The 18,000-nt window shown below is 60.4% G+C and carries 17 protein-coding genes and 1 tRNA gene; 11 read left to right on the top strand and 7 right to left on the bottom strand.

The window, feature by feature from the left end:
- Window positions 1-10: 10 nt before the first annotated feature.
- The 3 genes from CLU93_RS02255 to CLU93_RS02245 are packed head-to-tail and all read right to left on the bottom strand — an operon-like array spanning window position 11 to window position 2,255.
- Window positions 11-1,009: a hypothetical protein gene (locus CLU93_RS02255; RefSeq protein WP_099759828.1), complete on the bottom strand. Its 999-nt coding sequence runs from the start codon at window positions 1,007-1,009 to the stop codon at window positions 11-13.
- The gene (locus CLU93_RS02250) at window positions 1,006-1,878 is read right to left on the bottom strand and encodes an ABC transporter ATP-binding protein (RefSeq protein WP_099759827.1); all 873 of its coding nucleotides are present in this window, start codon (window positions 1,876-1,878) and stop codon (window positions 1,006-1,008) included. Before CLU93_RS02250 ends, CLU93_RS02255 begins: the two co-directional genes overlap by 4 nt.
- Complete coding sequence (locus CLU93_RS02245; protein WP_071078177.1) at window positions 1,875-2,255, bottom strand: GntR family transcriptional regulator; 381 nt, start codon at window positions 2,253-2,255, stop codon at window positions 1,875-1,877. Before CLU93_RS02245 ends, CLU93_RS02250 begins: the two co-directional genes overlap by 4 nt.
- A 246-nt stretch (window positions 2,256-2,501) precedes the next feature.
- On the opposite strand from CLU93_RS02245, the gene CLU93_RS02240 reads away from it, so the two are divergent.
- Window positions 2,502-4,736 carry a hypothetical protein gene (locus CLU93_RS02240; RefSeq protein ID WP_099759826.1) on the top strand — a complete coding sequence of 745 codons (2,235 nt, stop codon included), beginning with the start codon at window positions 2,502-2,504 and terminating at the stop codon, window positions 4,734-4,736.
- Here the strand turns inward: CLU93_RS02240 and CLU93_RS02235 are convergent.
- The 4 genes from CLU93_RS02235 to CLU93_RS02220 form a co-directional block, all read right to left on the bottom strand.
- A complete protein-coding gene (locus CLU93_RS02235) occupies window positions 4,733-5,452 on the bottom strand; it encodes a DUF72 domain-containing protein (protein ID WP_099759825.1) in 720 nt (239 codons plus the stop codon). The two genes, CLU93_RS02240 and CLU93_RS02235, sit on opposite strands and share 4 nt — an antisense overlap.
- A gap of 69 nt (window positions 5,453-5,521) precedes the next feature.
- Window positions 5,522-6,277, bottom strand: coding sequence for a UDP-2,3-diacylglucosamine diphosphatase (locus tag CLU93_RS02230; RefSeq protein WP_099759824.1), 756 nt, complete (start codon window positions 6,275-6,277; stop codon window positions 5,522-5,524).
- An 86-nt stretch (window positions 6,278-6,363) separates the two neighbouring features.
- Window positions 6,364-6,855: a peptidylprolyl isomerase gene (locus tag CLU93_RS02225; protein WP_099759823.1), complete on the bottom strand. Its 492-nt coding sequence runs from the start codon at window positions 6,853-6,855 to the stop codon at window positions 6,364-6,366.
- 71 nt (window positions 6,856-6,926) lie between these two features.
- Complete coding sequence (locus CLU93_RS02220) at window positions 6,927-7,565, bottom strand: peptidylprolyl isomerase (protein ID WP_099759822.1); 639 nt, start codon at window positions 7,563-7,565, stop codon at window positions 6,927-6,929.
- Window positions 7,566-7,843: 278 nt separating this feature from the next.
- On the opposite strand from CLU93_RS02220, the gene cysS reads away from it, so the two are divergent.
- The 10 genes from cysS to CLU93_RS02170 all read left to right on the top strand — a co-directional run bounded on the left by cysS (window position 7,844) and on the right by CLU93_RS02170 (window position 17,986).
- The gene (gene cysS, locus CLU93_RS02215; RefSeq protein ID WP_099759821.1) at window positions 7,844-9,241 is read left to right on the top strand and encodes a cysteine--tRNA ligase; all 1,398 of its coding nucleotides are present in this window, start codon (window positions 7,844-7,846) and stop codon (window positions 9,239-9,241) included.
- Window positions 9,241-9,960, top strand: a complete 720-nt coding sequence (locus CLU93_RS02210; RefSeq protein WP_243420405.1) for a DNA-3-methyladenine glycosylase family protein — start codon at window positions 9,241-9,243, stop codon at window positions 9,958-9,960. The genes cysS and CLU93_RS02210 overlap by 1 nt, the downstream gene beginning before the upstream one ends.
- 54 nt (window positions 9,961-10,014) lie before the next feature.
- Window positions 10,015-10,989 carry an acetyl-CoA carboxylase carboxyltransferase subunit alpha gene (locus CLU93_RS02205; RefSeq protein ID WP_010396889.1) on the top strand — a complete coding sequence of 325 codons (975 nt, stop codon included), beginning with the start codon at window positions 10,015-10,017 and terminating at the stop codon, window positions 10,987-10,989.
- A gap of 152 nt (window positions 10,990-11,141) precedes the next feature.
- A complete protein-coding gene (gene tilS, locus CLU93_RS02200; RefSeq protein ID WP_099759820.1) occupies window positions 11,142-12,560 on the top strand; it encodes a tRNA lysidine(34) synthetase TilS in 1,419 nt (472 codons plus the stop codon).
- Window positions 12,561-12,756: 196 nt separating this feature from the next.
- Window positions 12,757-14,004 (top strand): aspartate kinase, encoded by a 1,248-nt coding sequence (locus tag CLU93_RS02195; RefSeq protein WP_096234796.1) that lies wholly within the window; start codon window positions 12,757-12,759, stop codon window positions 14,002-14,004.
- Between the two features lie 110 nt (window positions 14,005-14,114).
- Window positions 14,115-14,207: transfer RNA gene (locus CLU93_RS02190), tRNA-Ser, on the top strand.
- A gap of 304 nt (window positions 14,208-14,511) precedes the next feature.
- On the top strand, window positions 14,512-15,708 hold the full coding sequence (locus CLU93_RS02185) for a tyrosine-type recombinase/integrase (RefSeq protein ID WP_243136321.1): 1,197 nt from the start codon (window positions 14,512-14,514) through the stop codon (window positions 15,706-15,708).
- Between the two features lie 936 nt (window positions 15,709-16,644).
- The gene (locus CLU93_RS02180) at window positions 16,645-17,043 is read left to right on the top strand and encodes a DUF2946 domain-containing protein (protein WP_099759818.1); all 399 of its coding nucleotides are present in this window, start codon (window positions 16,645-16,647) and stop codon (window positions 17,041-17,043) included.
- Window positions 17,044-17,282: 239 nt separating this feature from the next.
- Window positions 17,283-17,462, top strand: coding sequence for a hypothetical protein (locus tag CLU93_RS02175; protein WP_133250737.1), 180 nt, complete (start codon window positions 17,283-17,285; stop codon window positions 17,460-17,462).
- A gap of 11 nt (window positions 17,463-17,473) precedes the next feature.
- On the top strand, window positions 17,474-17,986 hold the full coding sequence (locus CLU93_RS02170; RefSeq protein ID WP_099759816.1) for a copper uptake system-associated protein: 513 nt from the start codon (window positions 17,474-17,476) through the stop codon (window positions 17,984-17,986).
- Window positions 17,987-18,000 lie beyond the last annotated feature (14 nt).

The following is an 18,000-nucleotide window of genomic DNA, read 5'->3' as shown; positions in this document are numbered from 1 at the left end:
GCCACCCAGCTCAGCCTTCTTCGCGCCAGCCGCGCAGGCGGATGGCGGCGTAGAGCATGGCAGCGCCGGCCGCCGCGCCCAGCCAGGCCGCTGGCATGGCCAGGCTGGACCAGGAGTTGGCGAAGATGTCGATGCGCGCCATCTGCGAGCCTGGTCCCATGGTGTTGATGTGTGGCAGCAGTCCCGGCTCGAACAGGTACCAGCTGCCTGGAATCGTGCCCAGCAGGGCGCGCGCGATCACGTTCATTTGTATCCAGCCGATATCGGCTTCCGTCATGCTCAGCTTGCCGACCCAGACGGTCAGGACCAGCAGCAGCAGTGGCACGCCGAGGGCCCAGAACAAGACCTTCGAGCGTGCCCAGCTCGATACCATCAGCAACCAGCCCACGGTGGGCAAGGCCCACAGGGCATAGACGGGAATCAGGCCGAACAGGCGCAGCGGGCCGAGATACAAGCCCGGCGCGGCCAGCAGTTCCGTCAAGACATAGATGCCGTTGAGCGCCAGCACGCCGCTCAGTATCAGGATCAGCGCCAGTGAGGTCAGGCAGGCCGCGGCGACCACGATCAGCGGCGTGACGACGATGGCGATGGCCAGCTTCGACAGCACCGTTTGGGCGTCGGAGACGGGCAGCGACTTCCAGAACAGCAGGCTGCGGTCGCGGCGGTCGTCATACAGGGCGCTCAGGCAATAGAAAAATACCAGGAAGCCCAGGGCCAGGAACAGCGGCGCGGCCACGTAGGTATAGTTGTTGGCGATGGTGTCGATGATTTCCGTCCGGCGCGGGCTCAAGGTCCGGGTGTTGAAGACGGCGCTCCAGGACATTTCTTCGCCGTTGATGATCAGCGCCGTGCGCATCTTGAGCTTGGCGACGGCGCCTGCCGTCATCAGGGCGGCCAGCGCCGTCATGACGATGCCGATGATGGCGGGCGTCCACAGCAGCATGCCCTTGTGCTCCCACAATTCGCGCCGGATCAGCCATTTCATTTTGTTCACAGGGGTGATGCTCATGGGTACGATCCTTTCATGGTCGCGACAAACAGGTCCGCCAGGCTCGGCGTGTGCAATTCTCCCAGGGTGGCCAGCTGGCTGCGGGCGACGCCATCGAACAGCATCACGGACTTGCCAAAGACGCTGCGTTCGCTGATCGGCTGCAGCGCGCGCGCCGGATTCACGTGCTGCGGTCCCACCATCACTTCAATGTAGCGTTCGCCCACTTCTTCCATCGACGAGGCCAGCACGATCTTGCCGTCGCGAATGAACATCAGGTCGCTGAGGATGTGCTCGACTTCTTCGATCTGGTGCGTGGTGATGATGATGGTCTTGTTTTCATCGAAATAGTCTTCCAGCAGGTTCTGGTAAAACTGTTTGCGGTACAGGATGTCCAGGCCCAGGGTGGGTTCATCCAGGACCAGCAGCCTGGCGTCGATGGCCATCACCAGCGCCAGGTGCAATTGCACGATCATGCCTTTTGACATGCTCTTGACCCGCATCTTCGGCGCCAGCTTGGTGTGGGCCAGGTAGCGCTCGGCTTTGCTGCGGTCGAAGCGCGGATGCACGCCGGCGACAAAATCGATCGCATCGCGCACGCGCAGCCAGCCCGGCAGGATGGCCACATCGGCGATGAAACACACGTCCTCCATCAGCGCGTCGCGCTGCACGCGCGGGTCGCGTCCCAGCACGGACAGCTCGCCCTCGAAGCCCGTCAGGCCCAGGATGGCTTTCAGGGTGGTGGTCTTGCCGGAGCCGTTAGGCCCGATCAGGCCGACGATGCGCCCTGGCGCGATATCAAAGCTGATGCCATCGATGGCCACCTGCTTGCCATATTGCTTGCGCAAGCCGCGTGCGCTGATGACGCTATCGTTGTTCAATGCATTCATGCGCTCTCTCCCTGTGCGCCACTGTCGCGGCTCGCTTGCAGCAGTTGATCGAGGTCCAGGCCCAGTTGCGTGATGCGTTCCAGCATCGCCGGCCATTCTTCGCGCATGAAGCGTTCGCGTTCACTGGCCAGCAATTTATCGCGGGCGCCATCCAAGACATACATACCAAGTCCTCTGCGTTTTTCCACCAGGGCATCGTCGACCAGTTCCTGATAGGCGCGCGAAACCGTGATGGGATTCAATTGATAATCGGCCGCCACCTGGCGCACCGACGGCAGGGCGTCGCCGGACTGCAGCACGCCATCGAGCATCATGCCCACCACCCGGGCCTTGAGCTGGCGGTAGATGGGGCTATTGTCGTTCCATGCCGCGCTCATGGAATGCGCTCCGACAAGGGCGGGGCGGTGCGGCGCGTGAAAAATGCTGTAGGCATCGAAGCTCCGTGATGTAGTTGATCGGTGTTGTAGTTAACTATAACAGTAAAAAATCGCATGTCAATACAATCTGTGTATTTTCAACATTGTTAAACGGGTAATATGCTGGCTCTCGAATAATTCCAAGTGGCAACTATTCGACAGAAATCTTCTTCAACAGTAATGAAAGCAACGATGAGAATGAAGTGCATGGAGAAACAGAATCTGTTCGGGCGCGCGGCCTGCGGCGTCACCTTGTTAATCGGACTGAGCGCCTGCGGCGGCGGTTCCGGTGATTCCAGCGATGCTGGTGTGCCGGTCGTGACGGTGGCTGAAGCGGCTGGCTACCTGGTAGGCGGCACGGTCAGCGGCTTGGTGCCCGGCGCCCAGGTGGTGCTGGCCAACGGCAGCGATAAAGTCACCGTCAGCGCCAACGGCGCCTTTCACTTTGCGGGCAAGCTGGCGCCGGGCGCCAGCTACGACGGCAAGATCGACAGCACGTCCGAGGGTCTCGGTTGCAGCATCGCCAAGGGCGCGGCGACGGTGGGCAATGCCGACGTCAACACCTTGGCCGTGCGCTGCCTGCCCGTCGTGCTGGCCGGCGTGCAGGAAAAAATCCAGAATGTATCCGGCATGGTGCAAGATGCGGCTGGCAACTATTACATTGCCGATGCTGTCCGGCAAGTCATCCATAAGGTCACGCCGGCCGGCGCCTTGAGCGTGTACGCGGGCATCTCCGGCAAGCCGGGCGCCGACGATGGCGCCGCTGCGGCAGCCACCTTTCACATGAGTATCGGTTTCTCGGTCCTGGCCATCGACCGTGCAGAGAATCTGTATCTCTTCGACAATTGCAATGCACTCTTGCGTAAGATTACGCCAGCCGGCGTGGTCAGCACGGTGGCGGGGCAGCGCAGCGCAGCCTGCGATTGGTCCGCCCCGGAAGCGGTGGTCGCCGATGGACAAGGCGCGCAGGCGCAATTGGGCTGGATGATGGGCATGGTCATCGATAGCAATGGCGATATCCTGCTTGCCGATTTTACGGGCCAGGCCATTCGCAGGGTGACGCCCGGTGGCCTGGTCCGTTCCGAGAAGCTGGTCGATGGCAGGGGCGGGCGGATATACCCATCGCAACTGGCTGTCGATGCCAGCGGCACCATCTACTTCAGTGAAGGCGCTGGCAGCCGGCTATTCCGCTGGCAGCAAGGCGTGGCCGTCGTGGTTGCGGGAAGCAACAAGCGCGTGAGCGCGGACGGCAAAGGCACCGCCGCCAGTTTTAGTAACATCCGCGGCATGGTGGCCGACCGTGAAGGCAATGTGCTGCTGGCCGATACCGCCTCTATTCGCCGCGTGACGGCCGATGGCAGTGTGACGACTTTGGTGGGCGGGACGGTGACCGATGCGGCGGGGGCTTCGGCTGGCTGGACGAACCTCGGTTCGCTGTTGCTGGAACCTTCCGGCAGCATGCTAGTCCACGATGCCAGCAAGCACCGTTTGAACAGGTTGGACACGGCAAAGGTGTTGTCCGCCATGCCTTTCATGCCGGGCAACAGGGGGGTGATCGAAGCTGTCGGCGGGGCGGCCCGTGTGGGATCTGTGGGGAGCTCGGGCATGTGCAGCGATCCTGCCGGCAACGTCTATTTGCTCGATATGCCAAACAAGGTGTTGCGCCGTGTCACTCCGGATGGCGCATTCAGCGTTTACGCGGGTATTGCTGGTGTCGCCGGCAGCAATGACGGGCCGCGTGCAAGCGCGACCATGTCTGGTCCTGTCGCAATCGCTTGCGACCAGGATGGCGCCGTCTATGTTGCCGACAAGGCAGCGGCTGGCACCGCGATTAACTTGCGCAAGATCAGCAAGGATGGCCAGGTGTCGACACAGGAAGCTTTGCCTACCGGCACCGGCAAGCCTTTGCAGTATCGGCTGGCGATCGACAAGGATGGCTATATGGCCTGGCTGGGCTGGGGGCGTGACGGCATCTTCCGCCGTCCTCCCGGCGGAACGTTCTCGGCGTTTGTGTCATTTGAAGCCATGATGCGCTCGCTGGGTGAGACTGGTTACAATTGGGAGCGCATGGACCCGAACAGCCTGGTTTTTGACAGCAAGGGCAATCTGTATTTTGACGATCATGTGCATCAAGTCGTCTTCAATGTCGATCGCGCAGGCAAGGCCAGCGTTTTTGCCGGCACCCTCAACAAGGGCAGCGGCGGCGATGGTCCGCCAGGCGTTGGGGGGCTGTCCTTTTCCGGCACGTCCAGCCTGGCTGTCGATGCGAGCGACAATCTGTACCTGAGCGGCCAGGGCTGGGTGCGCAAGATCGATGCGGCTGGCGTCATTTCCACGCCAGCCTTGGCATGGGGCCATCCTGACATCAGTATCCTCGCCTTCGGCAACGATACCTTGTACGGTTTCACGAACCAGGCGGTACTGCAGACGCCGTTGCCTTAGGCGGTGATCTGCGCCTGCAAATCCAGCGCATTGAACAGGGCGGCGCCGGCTGCCGTGTTGTCGAAGATGCACCAGCTATCTGCCTGCGCCTGTTCATGCAAGGAGGTGGCCAGGCTTGCCAGGTAGTCGGGCGGGTAGTCAGAGTAATAGATTCTCGGGCTGCCATGCAGGCGCAGGTAGGCCTGGCTTGTCGTCGCCACATGCGGCCCCGGCTGGCCGGCGGGCGGATCGGCGCGCACGCGCGTGATGCGCTGCATCGTTAGCAGATCGGTGGCATCCGCCGCGAACCAGCTGGCGTGGCGCGCTTCGCAAGCGAGCATGCCATCGAAGCGCTGGCGCACCGCACGGAAAAATGCGGCGGCCACGTCCCCATCAAAGCGCAGGCTGGGCGGCAGTTGCACCAGCACGCAGCCCAGTTTATTCCCCAGTTGCATGACTTCTCCCGCAAAGCGCTCCAGTTCGGCCGCACAGTCGCGCAAACGCCGTTCGTGCGTGATGCTGCGCGGCAATTTCACGCTGAAGCGGAAATGTTCGGGCACGCTGGCCGCCCAGCGCGCATACGTGGCGGGTTGGTGCGGGCGGTAGAAGGAGCTGTTGATTTCCACGCAGGGCAAGACACTGGCATAGCGCTGCAGATGGCTGCCATCGAGGGGGAAGTGGCTGGCGGCGGCGCTGGAAAGGCTCCAGCCGGCCGTGCCGATGTAAATAGTGTGCATGGCGCCATTACAGCAAGGCCAGGCGGGCGCGGCTATCGGACAAACGCCCGTGCAGCGGTCGGCGCAAGCCTAGTCGATGATCTCGCCGCTCAGGTCATGGCGCGTGATATTGCCGCGCGCATCGATGGCGATCCAGCCGCCGCGTGGCTGTTGCGGTGCCGTCACGTCGCATTCCCAGTCGGGCAAGACATAGCGCAAGGTTTCGTCAACTTTATGCACGGCAGGGCGGTGCGTATGGCCGTGGATCATGATGGTGCTCGCCTGTTCGGCAAACACTTGCGCGACAGCATCGGGGGTGACATCCATGATATCCATGGATTTTTCGCCATTGTGCGCGCGGCTGCTTTGGCGCAAACCATCGATGATGGCCTTGCGTTGCGCCAGCGGCATGGACAGGAACTGTTTTTGCCAGGCAGGCTGGCGCACCATGGCGCGAAACTCCATGTATTGCACGTCTTTCGTGCATTCGGCGTCGCCATGCAGCAAGACGATGCGCCGGCCGGCAATGGTGGCCACATGTGGTTCGCTGAGCAGGGTAGCGCCGGCGGCGGCGGCAAAGCCGGAGCCGACAAGAAAGTCGCGGTTGCCGGCGATCCAGTACACGTGCACGCCAGCATCGCTGACGGCGCGGATGGCGGCGGTCATGCGCGCATTGAACGGGTCTTCCAGGTCATCGTCGCCGGCCCAGTATTCGAACAGGTCGCCTAATAGATACAGCGCTTGCGCATATTGCGCATGGTGTTCCAGGAAAGAAAGAAACGCCGCGCTGGTGCGCGGGTGCGAGCTCTGCAGATGCAGGTCGGAAATAAAGAGTGCGGCAGGCATTGTCATCGTTCAACGCTCCCAAAAAGTGATGTGCATGGAGAGGCGAAAACGCTGCAATGCCTGTTATTCATGATACCAAAGCCTGATTACGCGGCTTCTACCTTCTCGATGATGACGTCCGTCACTGGCACATCGGCGAACATGCCGGTGCGCGAGGTTTTCACGGCGCGGATGGCGTCGACGACTTCCTTGCCTTCGGTGACTTTACCGAACACGGCGTAGCCCCAGCCGTCCTGGCCTGGGTAGTCGAGGAAGCTGTTGTTCTTGATGTTGATGAAGAACTGGGCCGATGCCGAGTGCGGGTCCGACGTGCGGGCCATGGCCAAGGTGTAGGTATCGTTTTTCAAGCCGTTCTTGGCTTCGTTTTCCACGGTGGTGTCGGCAGGCTTTTGTTTCATGCCTGGCTCGAAACCGCCGCCCTGGATCATGAAGCCGTCGATGACGCGGTGGAAAATCGTGTTGTCATAGTGACCGGCTTGCATGTAGGCGAGGAAGTTGGCAACCGTTTTCGGTGCTTTTTCGGCGTCCAGTTCAGCGGTGATCTTGCCCAGATTGGTGGTGATGATGACGGAGGTCATGATGATCCTTAATAAATTAGATGAAGAATGATTCGACGGCCCCCGTGGTTCAGGGCCGCAAAAACGCTATTTTACAGTTTTGCGGGCGCTGATTTGAGTAAAGTCACCGATTCGATCACCACGGGGGTGACGGGCACGTTCTGGTGCGGTCCCTTGTCGGCCACGGGCACGGCCTTGATCTTGTCGACCACGTCCATGCCACTGACGACTTTGCCGAACACCGTGTAGCCGAAGCCGTCGCGGCCAGGGTAGTCAAGCGCACCGTTATTGTTGACGTTGATGAAGAATTGCGAGGTGGCCGAATGCGGGTCGCCCGTGCGCGCCATGGCGATGCTGTAGCTGACGTTCTGCAAGCCGTTTTGCGCTTCATTTTTGATCGGGGCCTTGGTGGCTTTCTGCTTCATGTTCTTGTCGAAGCCGCCGCCCTGTATCATGAAGCCGTCGATGACGCGGTGAAATACGGTGCCCTTGTAGTAACCGCTGTTGACATACTGCAAGAAATTGGCCACGCTTTGCGGCGCTTTTTCCTGGTCCAGTTCCAGCACGATCTCGCCCATGCTGGTTTTCAGGGCCACATGCGGCGTGGTGTCGAGGGTAGCCGAAGGGGCTGCGGGGGCGGCTGCCACGACGGCGCTACCCAGGGTGAGGCCGGCAAACAGGGTGCAAAAGCGCGCCAGGAAAGACAGGCGTTTCGATTTGATTTCTTGCATGAAGGTGTCCTTGATCGTTATTTTTCTCTAAACTTGCTTTAATGCTAAAAGAAGTGAGTTTCGGTTGAACATCGTAAAAACCTGATCCATATCGGGCCAGTATGGTTTTTATCAATGTTATACTTGACCGCTAACGCCCTAATTCTAACAAACAAGAACAACACTATAGCGGCTCGACCAGTCTTGGCGCACACGGCAGTTCAGTGGCGCGGCACCCCCGGTGTCCGCGCCTGTCTGTCGTTTTGCCAGGCTGGTGGCCGCTCCACTTGCAAAGTACGATGAGCAATCTAAAGATTTACAACACCCTGGCTCGCGAGAAGCAGGTATTCGTCCCGATGGAAGCTGGCAAGGTACGCATGTACGTCTGCGGCATGACCATCTACGACTATTGCCATATCGGCCATGCGCGCATGATGATGGCGTTCGACGTCATCTACCGCTGGCTGAAAGCCTCCGGTTTCGACGTCACGTATGTGCGCAACATTACGGACATCGACGACAAGATCATCCGCCGCGCCGTGGAAAACGGCGAGACGATTTCCCAGCTGACGACGCGTTTCACCCAGTACATGGATGAAGACACGGCCGCGCTGGGCATCTTGACGCCCGACCACACGCCGCGCGCCACCGAGTACGTGCCGCAGATGTTGCGCCTGATCGAACAGCTCGAAGCGAAAGACCTGGCTTACCAGGGGCTTGACGGCGATGTCAATTACGCTGTGCGCAACTTCCCTCACTACGGCAAGCTGTCGGGCAAGTCGCTCGACGACCTGCGCGCGGGCGAAAGAGTCGACGTGAACACGGGCAAGCGCGATCCGCTCGACTTCGTCCTGTGGAAGTCGTCGAAAGAGTCCGAGCCGGAAGAAGTCAAATGGGATTCGAAGTGGGGCCGCGGCCGCCCGGGCTGGCATATCGAGTGTTCGGCCATGTCCTGCGCCTTGCTCGGTGAACAGTTCGACATCCATGGCGGCGGGGCGGACTTGCAATTCCCGCACCACGAAAACGAGATCGCCCAATCCGAAGGCGCGTTCGGCCATACCAGCGTCAATTACTGGATACATAATGGTTTCGTGCGTCTGGACAATGAAAAAATGTCCAAGTCGCTCGGCAACTTCTTTACCATCCGCGAAGTGCTGCAAAAATTCGATGCCGAAGTGATCCGCTTCTTCATCCTGCGCGCACACTACCGCAGCCCCTTGAATTACTCGGACGTGCACCTCGATGATGCGCGCCTGTCCCTGACGCGCTTGTACACGGCGCTGGCCGACGTGGCGGTGGAAGAGGGCGCCATCGACTGGAGCGAAGCGCATGCCGTGCGCGTGCGCGACGCCATGGATGACGATTTCAACACGCCGCTGGCCGTGGCCGCCCTGTTCGACCTGGCGACGGAAGTCAACAAGAGCAAGTCGCCTTCCCTGGCGCGTCAATTGAAGGGCCTGGCGGGCGTCTTCGGCTTGCTGGAACGTACGCCGCAGCAATTCCTGCAAGCGACCGTCGGCGCTGCCGCCGGTGGGCAGGACGAGGCTGCCGGCATCGAGGCGGCCATCGCGGCGCGCAGCGCGGCGAAAAAGGCGCGCGACTTTGCGCAGTCCGACAAGATCCGCGCCGAACTGTTGGCGGCGGGCATCATTCTTGAAGACAAGCCTGACGGCTCGACCAACTGGCGCCGCGCATGATGCCAACGTCCAGGGAAAACGGGGAAGCCCCCAAGGTGACGGACTTGGCGCAAGTGATCCAGGTGCCGCACTACTGGGAAGAGGCGAAGATCGAGCTGATGAAGCGCGACCGCATCATGAAAAAGCTCATCCCGCAATTTGGCGACCTGCACCTGGTCGGCCATAGCGACCCGTTTACCACCCTGGCCCGTTCGCTGGTGGGGCAGCAGATCACGCCCAAGGCGGCGGATGCCGCCTGGAAAAAGCTGTTGCTGGCTTGCCCGAAATGCACGCCCTCGCAAGTGCTGAAGGCGGGCGCCGAGCAACTGTCCGCCTGCGGCTTGTCCAAACGCAAGACCGAATACATCCTTGACCTGGCAGACCATTTCAAGGCCAAGCGCGTGCACGCGAGCCAGTGGGACCAGATGGATGACGAAGCCGTCATCGCCGAACTGGTGCAGATCCGCGGCATCGGCCGCTGGACAGCCGAGATGTTTTTGATATTTAATCTGTTACGGCCGAATGTCTTGCCGCTCGACGACCCCGGTTTGATCCAGGGCATCAGCGTCAATTATTTCTCCGGCGAACCAGTTTCCCGCAGCGATGCGCGCGAAGTTTCCGCCAATTGGGAACCGTGGCGCACCGTGGCGACGTGGTATTTGTGGCGCAGTCTCGACCCTGCAGCCGCCCCTGCCGCACCCGATGCAGCCCCCGGCGCAGCAGCCGGTACGGTAAAATAAACATAGATGACGCCGCGCGCCCTGGCGCCGTGGCCGGTAAAACCTGGAGGTACAATGACTAAAACGACTTTCCTCAATTTTGAACAGCCGATCGCGGAACTCGATTCCAAGATCGAAGAGTTGCGCTTCGTGCAAGACGATTCGGCCGTCGACATCTCGGAAGAGATCGACCGCCTGGCCAAGAAGAGCCAGCAGCTGACCAAAGATATCTACGCCAAGCTGACGCCGTGGCAAGTGGCGCAGATCGCGCGCCACCCGCAGCGCCCCTACACCATGGATTACGTGAATGAAATCTTTACCGATTTCCACGAATTGCATGGCGACCGCAGCTACGCGGACGATCTGTCCGTCGTGGGCGGCCTGGCCCGCTTCAACGGCCAGCCGTGCATGGTCATCGGCCACCAGAAGGGCCGTGACACGAAAGAGCGCGCCCTGCGCAATTTCGGCATGCCGAAGCCGGAAGGCTACCGCAAGGCCATGCGCCTGATGAAAGTGGCGGAAAAATTCAACTTGCCCATCTTCACCTTCGTCGACACGCCAGGCGCCTTCCCTGGCATCGATGCGGAAGAGCGCGGCCAGTCGGAAGCGATCGGCCACAACCTGTACGTGATGGCCGAGCTGAAAGTGCCGCTGATCGCCACCATCATCGGTGAAGGCGGTTCCGGCGGCGCGCTGGCCATCGCCGTGGGCGATGCCGTGCTGATGCTGCAGTACTCGACCTACGCCGTAATTTCGCCGGAAGGCTGCGCCTCGATCCTGTGGAAGAGCGCCGAGCGCGCTTCCGACGCGGCCGAAGCGCTGGGCTTGACGGCGCATCGCCTGAAAGCCATGGGCCTGATCGACAAGATCATCAACGAACCGCTGGGCGGCGCCCACCGCGATCCGAAACAGATGGCGACCTTGCTGAAACGCGCACTGGCCGACACCCTGCGCCAGTTCCACGGCATGAAAACCAAAGACCTGCTGGCCGCGCGCCACGAGAAACTGCTGAGCTACGGCAAGTTCAAGGAAACCACGCCGAGCGAGTAATTTATGTAAACCCAACGGCAGAGTCTGGGGTCAGACCTTAAGGTCTGACCCCGGCTTTTCAAGGTCTTGGGTTAAGACAACACCAGGGACAGTCCGCTAAACGACACCATCCGTTTAGCCGCCTGTCCCTCTTTGCATTCCCGGAGTCCTGATTGAAAAAACAACAAACCGCCACCGTGCCCGATATCTTCGCCCGCGCGCTGGACGCCTGTGTGCCGCTAGCCGGCAGTTCCGTCGGCATCGCCCTCAGCGGCGGCCTCGATTCCGCAGCCCTGCTGCACCTGGCGCATGCCTGGGCGCAGGAGCACGGCGTGGCCTTGCACGCGTTTCACGTGCACCACGGCCTGAGCCCGAATGCGGATGCCTGGCTGGCCCATTGCGAACAATTGTGCGCCGGCCTGGGCATCGCCTTCGAGGCGCGCCGTGTCACCCTGGAAAAGAATGCGAAGACGGGCACGGAAGAGGCGGCCCGCAAGCGCCGCTACGCGGCCCTGGGCGAGCTGTGCGCGGCGCACGGCGTGCGCCTGCTGCTCACCGCCCACCACCAGGACGACCAGGCCGAGACGGTGCTGCTGCAATTGCTGCGCGGCTCCGGCACGGCGGGCCTGTCCGGTATGGACGGCGCCAACAGCGCGCCCGAGCTGCTGGGTAACCCGGACCTGGTGATGGCGCGCCCGCTGCTGTCCGTGTCACGCAAACAGCTCGAAGCCTACGTGGCGCAACATGCGATCGCACACATCCACGACGAGTCGAACGACGATCCCCGTTTTGCCCGCAATGCTCTGCGGCATCAGGTGATGCCCGTGCTGGCGCAGGCGTTTCCCGGTTTCCAGGAGCGCTTCGCCCGCAGCGCCCAGCATGCCCAGTCGGCGCAGCGCCTGTTGACGGAACTGGCGACGCAGGATCTGGCTGCTTGCCTCGAAGGCGACTGCATCGAACTGGCGAAGTTGCGCGAGCTGAGCGCGGACCGCTGTTACAACCTGCTGCGCCACTGGTTCGGCACGCGCGGCTTGCGCATGCCGTCGACGGCATGGCTGGCGGAAATGCTGGCGCAATTGCTGGAAGCGCGGCCCGATGCGCAATTGCTGGTGACGCATCCCGAGTGCCATGTGCGGCGCCACCGCGACCGTTTATATCTGACGCCGAAGCTCGATGACCTGGCCGGCATGCGCGAGCGTGACGACGCGGGCATTCCCGGCCTGGAAAAGGCTGGCCAGCAATTTGTCTGGCAAGGCGAAGCGAGCCTGGCCTTTCCCGCGTATGGCGGCGTGCTGCATTTCGATGCGGTGGAAGCGGGCGGCCAGGGTATCGATATTGCCTGGTTGCAATCTCAAACCTTGACGATCGATTTCCGGCAGGGGGGCGAGCGCCTGAAACTGGCCCTGAACCGCCCGACTAAAAGTCTGAAATACCATTACCAGGCGTTTGACGTGCCCGCCTGGGAGCGCGAACGCCTGCCACTTGTCTGTGCGGCGCAACAATTGCTGTATGCGGCGGGGATTGGCCTCGATTGTCATTGTCTGAGCCTGCTAGAGCGTCCCCGCGTGACCCTGCGCTGGCTCTCCTGCTGAGCGTAAGGACAGCCGCCACGGCCACTCTCGGGGTGGCTGGCAAGTGGCTGCCCATGCGCTCCCGACTGCATGGATTGGTTATTTCCATATGCGCAATCGGTATGAGCTAATGCGCTTTTTAGCTTGTTATTTTGCATTGCGGCATGTAGAGTAAAGCCCTCCTTTTTTATTCTTCTTGAGCGGAAACTTCACTCTTATGGCTTTAATCGTCCACAAATATGGCGGTACGTCGATGGGCTCGACTGACCGTATCAAGAATGTCGCCAAGCGCGTTGCCAAGTGGCACGACGCGGGGCATCAAATCGTGGTGGTGCCATCGGCCATGTCGGGCGAAACCAACCGCCTGATTGGACTGGCCAAGGAAATCATGGATCAACCCGATCCCCGTGAACTTGACATGATCGCCTCGACAGGCGAACAGGTGTCCGTCGGCCTATTGTCGATGGCACTGCTGGCGATCGGCAAACAAGCCGTATCCTATGCTGGCTGGCAAGTCGCGATCAAGACCGATTCCGCCTTTACCAAGGCACGCATCCAGTCGATCGATGACGAAAAAGTCAAACGCGACCTCGATGCGGGCAAGATTGTCATCATTACCGGTTTCCAGGGCGTCGACGAGAACGACAATATCGCGACCCTGGGTCGCGGTGGTTCCGACACCTCGGCCGTGGCGATCGCCGCCGCCATGAAGGCGGCCGAGTGCCTGATCTTCACGGACGTCGACGGCGTCTACACGACAGACCCGCGCGTGGTCTCCGAGGCGCGCCGCCTGAAGACCATCACCTTTGAAGAAATGCTGGAACTGGCTTCGCTGGGTTCCAAAGTGCTGCAAACGCGTTCGGTGGAATTTGCCGGCAACTACCGCGTGCCCACGCGCGTGCTGTCGTCGCTGACCGACCCGATGTTGCCGCTGGAAATAGAAGCCAATTCAGGCACCCTGATTTCGTTTGAGGAAGATACAAACATGGAACAAGCAGTCATCTCCGGCATCGCCTTCAACCGCGATGAAGCCAAAATCACCGTGCTCGGCGTGCCCGACCGTCCAGGCGTGGCCTACCATATCCTGGGACCGGTGGCGGACGCGAACATCGAGGTCGACATGATCATACAGAATCAGTCGGTCGACGGTAAAACGGATTTCACCTTCACCGTCTCGCGCGGCGAATACACGCGCGCGCTGGCCGTGCTGGAAGCGAACCGCGAATCGCTGGGCGCGGCCAGCATCACGGGCGACGCGAAAGTGTCGAAACTGTCCGTCGTCGGCGTGGGCATGCGCAGCCATGTTGGCGTGGCATCGCAAATGTTCCGTACCCTGTCGGAAGAGGGCATCAACATCATGATGATCTCCACTTCCGAAATCAAGATCTCCGTGCTGATCGATGAAAAGTACATGGAACTGGCCGTTCGCGCGCTGCATAAAGCGTTCGAGCTGGAAAAAGCTTAAATATCTAAAAATATTGCCCCACGCCCTTGACCAAAGGGGGGGCAATCGATATTATGACGTTCGTCGCTGCAGCGCAGTTAGCTACAGAGACATAGTTGAGTAATCAGCTAGGAGACGTGGCCGAGTGGCCGAAGGCACATCCCTGCTAAGGATGCATACGGCTTATACCTGTATCGTGGGTTCGAATCCCACCGTCTCCGCCAGTATTTCTAAAAACCCGCTTCGGCGGGTTTTTTCATTTCCGCTCCTCATAGGAGAAACCACGTAAATCCATCCGCCAGCGTCCGCTGCCTGCCGCGTCAATCCTGCATCTGCTGGGGGGTAGGCTGGGGGGTAGGTATGGCTGTGTGCGCTGCCTTCAGGCGTACGTCACCGGTCCTGTTATGTCCAGCCTGTTGCCGCAACTTGCCTTGTGCAGGATCAAGTGTCGTTGCCAGCACGCGCTTGATCGCGCGCTAAAATTAGTACCGGTTCTCGCAATGCGGGAGTGGTGTCATGGCAATCAGGATGAACAAGCTGTCGGCGCTGGTCGTCGGTCGCACCAGGGAGCCAGGGTATTACGGGGATGGCGGCGGACTGGTGCTGCAAGTATCCGGCGCTGGCGCCAGGAGCTGGCTGTTTCGTTACAGCGTAGCTGGCAGGCGTCACGAAATGGGGCTGGGTTCTTGTCTGGCAGTCGATCTGGTCGAGGCGCGCAAAAAGGCGCGGCAATGCCGTTTGCTGCTGAGCGAAGGGCGCGATCCGCTGGCAATGCGCCGCCAGGAAAAACAGGCCGGGATGCTGGCGCGTGCGCGTCAAATGACCTTTGAACAGTGTGCGGCGTCGTATATCGCGGCGCACCGGCATGGCTGGAGAAATGCCAAACATGTGGCGCAGTGGGAAAACACCCTGGCCGCCTATGTGTTCCCATTGGCGGGGGCGCTGCCTGTCGCGGCGATCGACACCGATCTGGTCGTCAAGGTGCTCGATGCAATCTGGTTGTCAAAGACGGAGACGGCAACGCGCATACGCGGCAGAATCGAATGCATACTCGACTGGGCAACGGTCAGCGGCTTTCGTCAGGGAGAAAATCCGGCGCGCTGGAAAGGCCATCTGGAAAATCTGCTGGCCAATCCGAACAAGGTTTCTCCGGTGAAAAACAGGCCGGCCCTGCCGTGGCAAGAGATCGGCAGATTCATGGCCGCCTTATCGGGTCAGAAAGGGATTGCTGCCAGGGCGCTGGCGTTTGCCATCCTGACGGCTGCGCGCTCAGGAGAGGTCAGGGGTGCGCGGTGGCCGGAGATTGACCTGGAGGCGGCCCTGTGGACGATTCCAGCGCAGCGCATGAAGGCAGGCAAGGAGCATCGCGTGCCGCTCTCTGGTGGGGCGCTTGCGCTGCTGCGCGCAGTGCCGCGTCAGGGGGACATCATCTTTTCAGGCCGTAAGCGTGGCACGCAGTTGTCGGACATGAGTTTGACGGCAGTCTTGCGCCGCATGCAGTTTGACGACATCACCGTGCACGGTTTCCGTTCTTCCTTCCGTGACTGGTGCGCCGAGGCGGCGGCCAATGCCTTTTCACGTGAGGTATGCGAGCATGCGCTGGCGCACCGCTTGCCGGACAGGGTGGAAGCCGCCTATCGGCGCGGCGACTTGTTCGACAAGCGTATCGTGCTGATGCAGGCATGGTCTGACTTTTGCAGCAATCCCGCACCGTCTGTCGTGTGATGGCATGCCCCATGGAGTATCCTTGCGCGGGCTGAGGACTGGCATGCGTGTTCAGGCGCCTTGCAGCCACTGTCCGCATCCCGTGCTGGCACGCGTTCCTGAACCAGGCCTGCAAGCGGCCCTGGAGTCTTACGGAGGCCAGGACGGTAGCTTCCTTGGCGCTTGCTTAGATCCTGCTACCCCATTTTCCGCTGCTTGCCGACACTCCAGGCAGGCGGCTGAAGCGCGCCAAGGTACTATGGCGGGAGGTAGGAGTCACTTGGGACGTGTTTCTCTTCAACGGTGAGGCAGGATCGGTGCCAGTACGACGGCACTGGCGCAGAGCGGATCGCCATCCTGGCGTCACCAGTTGCTTGTTGCTGCGGGTATCGTCGCTGAAGGCCAGAAATGCGACGAAATCCTGGACGCGCTTCGCTGATGGTGGCGTTTGAGCCAGGCATGCAGTTGTTCTGCACAGGATTCTTCATGGTATTTAATCGCCCTCATGTCGTGCGGAACTTGCACGGTTAAACCACAAATCTGCCACGGTTGAACCACAAATCTGACACGGTTGAAGCCTAAAATGCCACGGTTGAAGCAGATATGGCACAAATAAGGCCTTATAAGGCCTTATTTGCTTTCCGCCGTGCCAAAAAAGGGGTTTGGTCGACGTTGCGTCCGACGATTTTAGTGGTTCAGTCGCTGCGCGAAGCGGGGCAGGATAGGTGAAGTTAGCTAACCTTCGGTTGGCTAACTTCACACCTGCTTATTCGCACTTCGTGCTCAACGGTAGCCTGCTCTGCGAGGCCCAGCGGCCGAAGGAGGGCACAGAATGTGGCCCTGGCGACTTGCCAAGGCAAGCCGGTTGGCGGTCAGACGGGCCACAAAATATGCGTATCCTTTAGGCAAGTAGCGTTAAAGGTGGCGATAGAAACCAGTTATTGGCTATAATGCAGCATGCATAAAATGGTAAGAAAACGCGTGTTGCACATATGGCTGGCCGTATTGGCCGTGCTGTTCGCTGCGCTCGCGCCTACCATTTCACATGCCTTGGCCGCGTCCTCACCATCGGCGATGCCTTCGGCGTTGCTGCAAATTTGTACTGTCGATGGCCTCAAGGCGGCGCCTGCAGGCGATGCTGAACGACAGCCTGCAGTCGACCCTGTCGTACACGCGTTTGAACACTGTCCGTATTGTTTCACGCATGCAGGCTCCTTTGCCTTGCTGCCAACTTCAGACCTGCCGTTAGCCATCCCTGGCACGCGTGCCATATTTCCTCCCTTATTCTATCGTGCCCCCCGCACGCTCTTCGTCTGGTCGTCGGCGAATCCCCGTGGGCCTCCGCTAGCAATGTAAATGCTTGCCTGCGGACGTCACGTCAACCGGTTGTGACGCTGCAGTTCAAAGTCGCCCGCGCCTGTTGACTCCTGGCTCTGATGTTTGCATGGTTGTTCCAAGGACGGTGTCATACCGTCTGCCGATAGCAACGTCCGCAATTGCTGCCCGGCGATCATGCTGACGCGCGCGATCCCAAGATGATGGTCGGCAATGCCTCTCTCAATGGGAGAGTTGCCGCTATGTCCCAGGAAGACAAGATGACTTCTTCACGCAAGAATCTGCCGCTCCTCGCGGTGCTGCTGCATGCCGTTCGCTGTTTCAATACGGCCGCATTTATCGCCCTGGCTTGTTATTACTTCGCCGCCTATTGCCTCAACAACGCGCCAGCGGTCCATCTGCCGCTGACGCCGCTGCCGTTGTCGTCCACCACCACCTGAAGGAGATTTTCATGCCTTATGCTATCGACCCACAACGTCCGTCGCCGTTCACTTCGGACACTTTGTTCGCCCGCGCTCCATCTGGCACTACCTTCGTCGCAACTGCACTATTGGCTTTGCTTTTCTTCACGGCGCCGGTCGGCGCTGCGCCAGCGACGGAGCGCGCCGACCAGCAGCAAGTGCGCGGTCTGATTGCGCATACCTATGATCAACCTGCGCACAAGGTCGAAACGGATCCCATCGCTATTACTGGCAACTACGCCATTGCCGACTGGATACAGGGAGAACGCGGTGGGCGGGCCCTGCTACGTAAGACAGGCGGCGCATGGGAAATCCTTGTTTGTGGTGGCGATGGACTGAAGCAGGCTGATGCCCTGCACGACGCTGGCATTCCGGCCAAGGACGCCAGCGAACTACTGCGCAAACTTGGCGAGGTGGAACGCACTGTCAGCAAAGAGCGGCTGCGTCGCTTCGGCCTGTTCGACCAGCAAAGCAGTACAGATGCCCATCACGCTCACCATTAAAACAGTAACTCATT

Origin of the sequence: Janthinobacterium sp. 35 (genome assembly GCF_002754575.1) — a bacterium.
GTDB lineage: Bacteria > Pseudomonadota > Gammaproteobacteria > Burkholderiales > Burkholderiaceae_D > Janthinobacterium > Janthinobacterium tructae.
The sequence above is the reverse complement of the archived record's forward strand: the minus strand, read 5'-3'. Positions and strand labels throughout refer to the sequence as shown.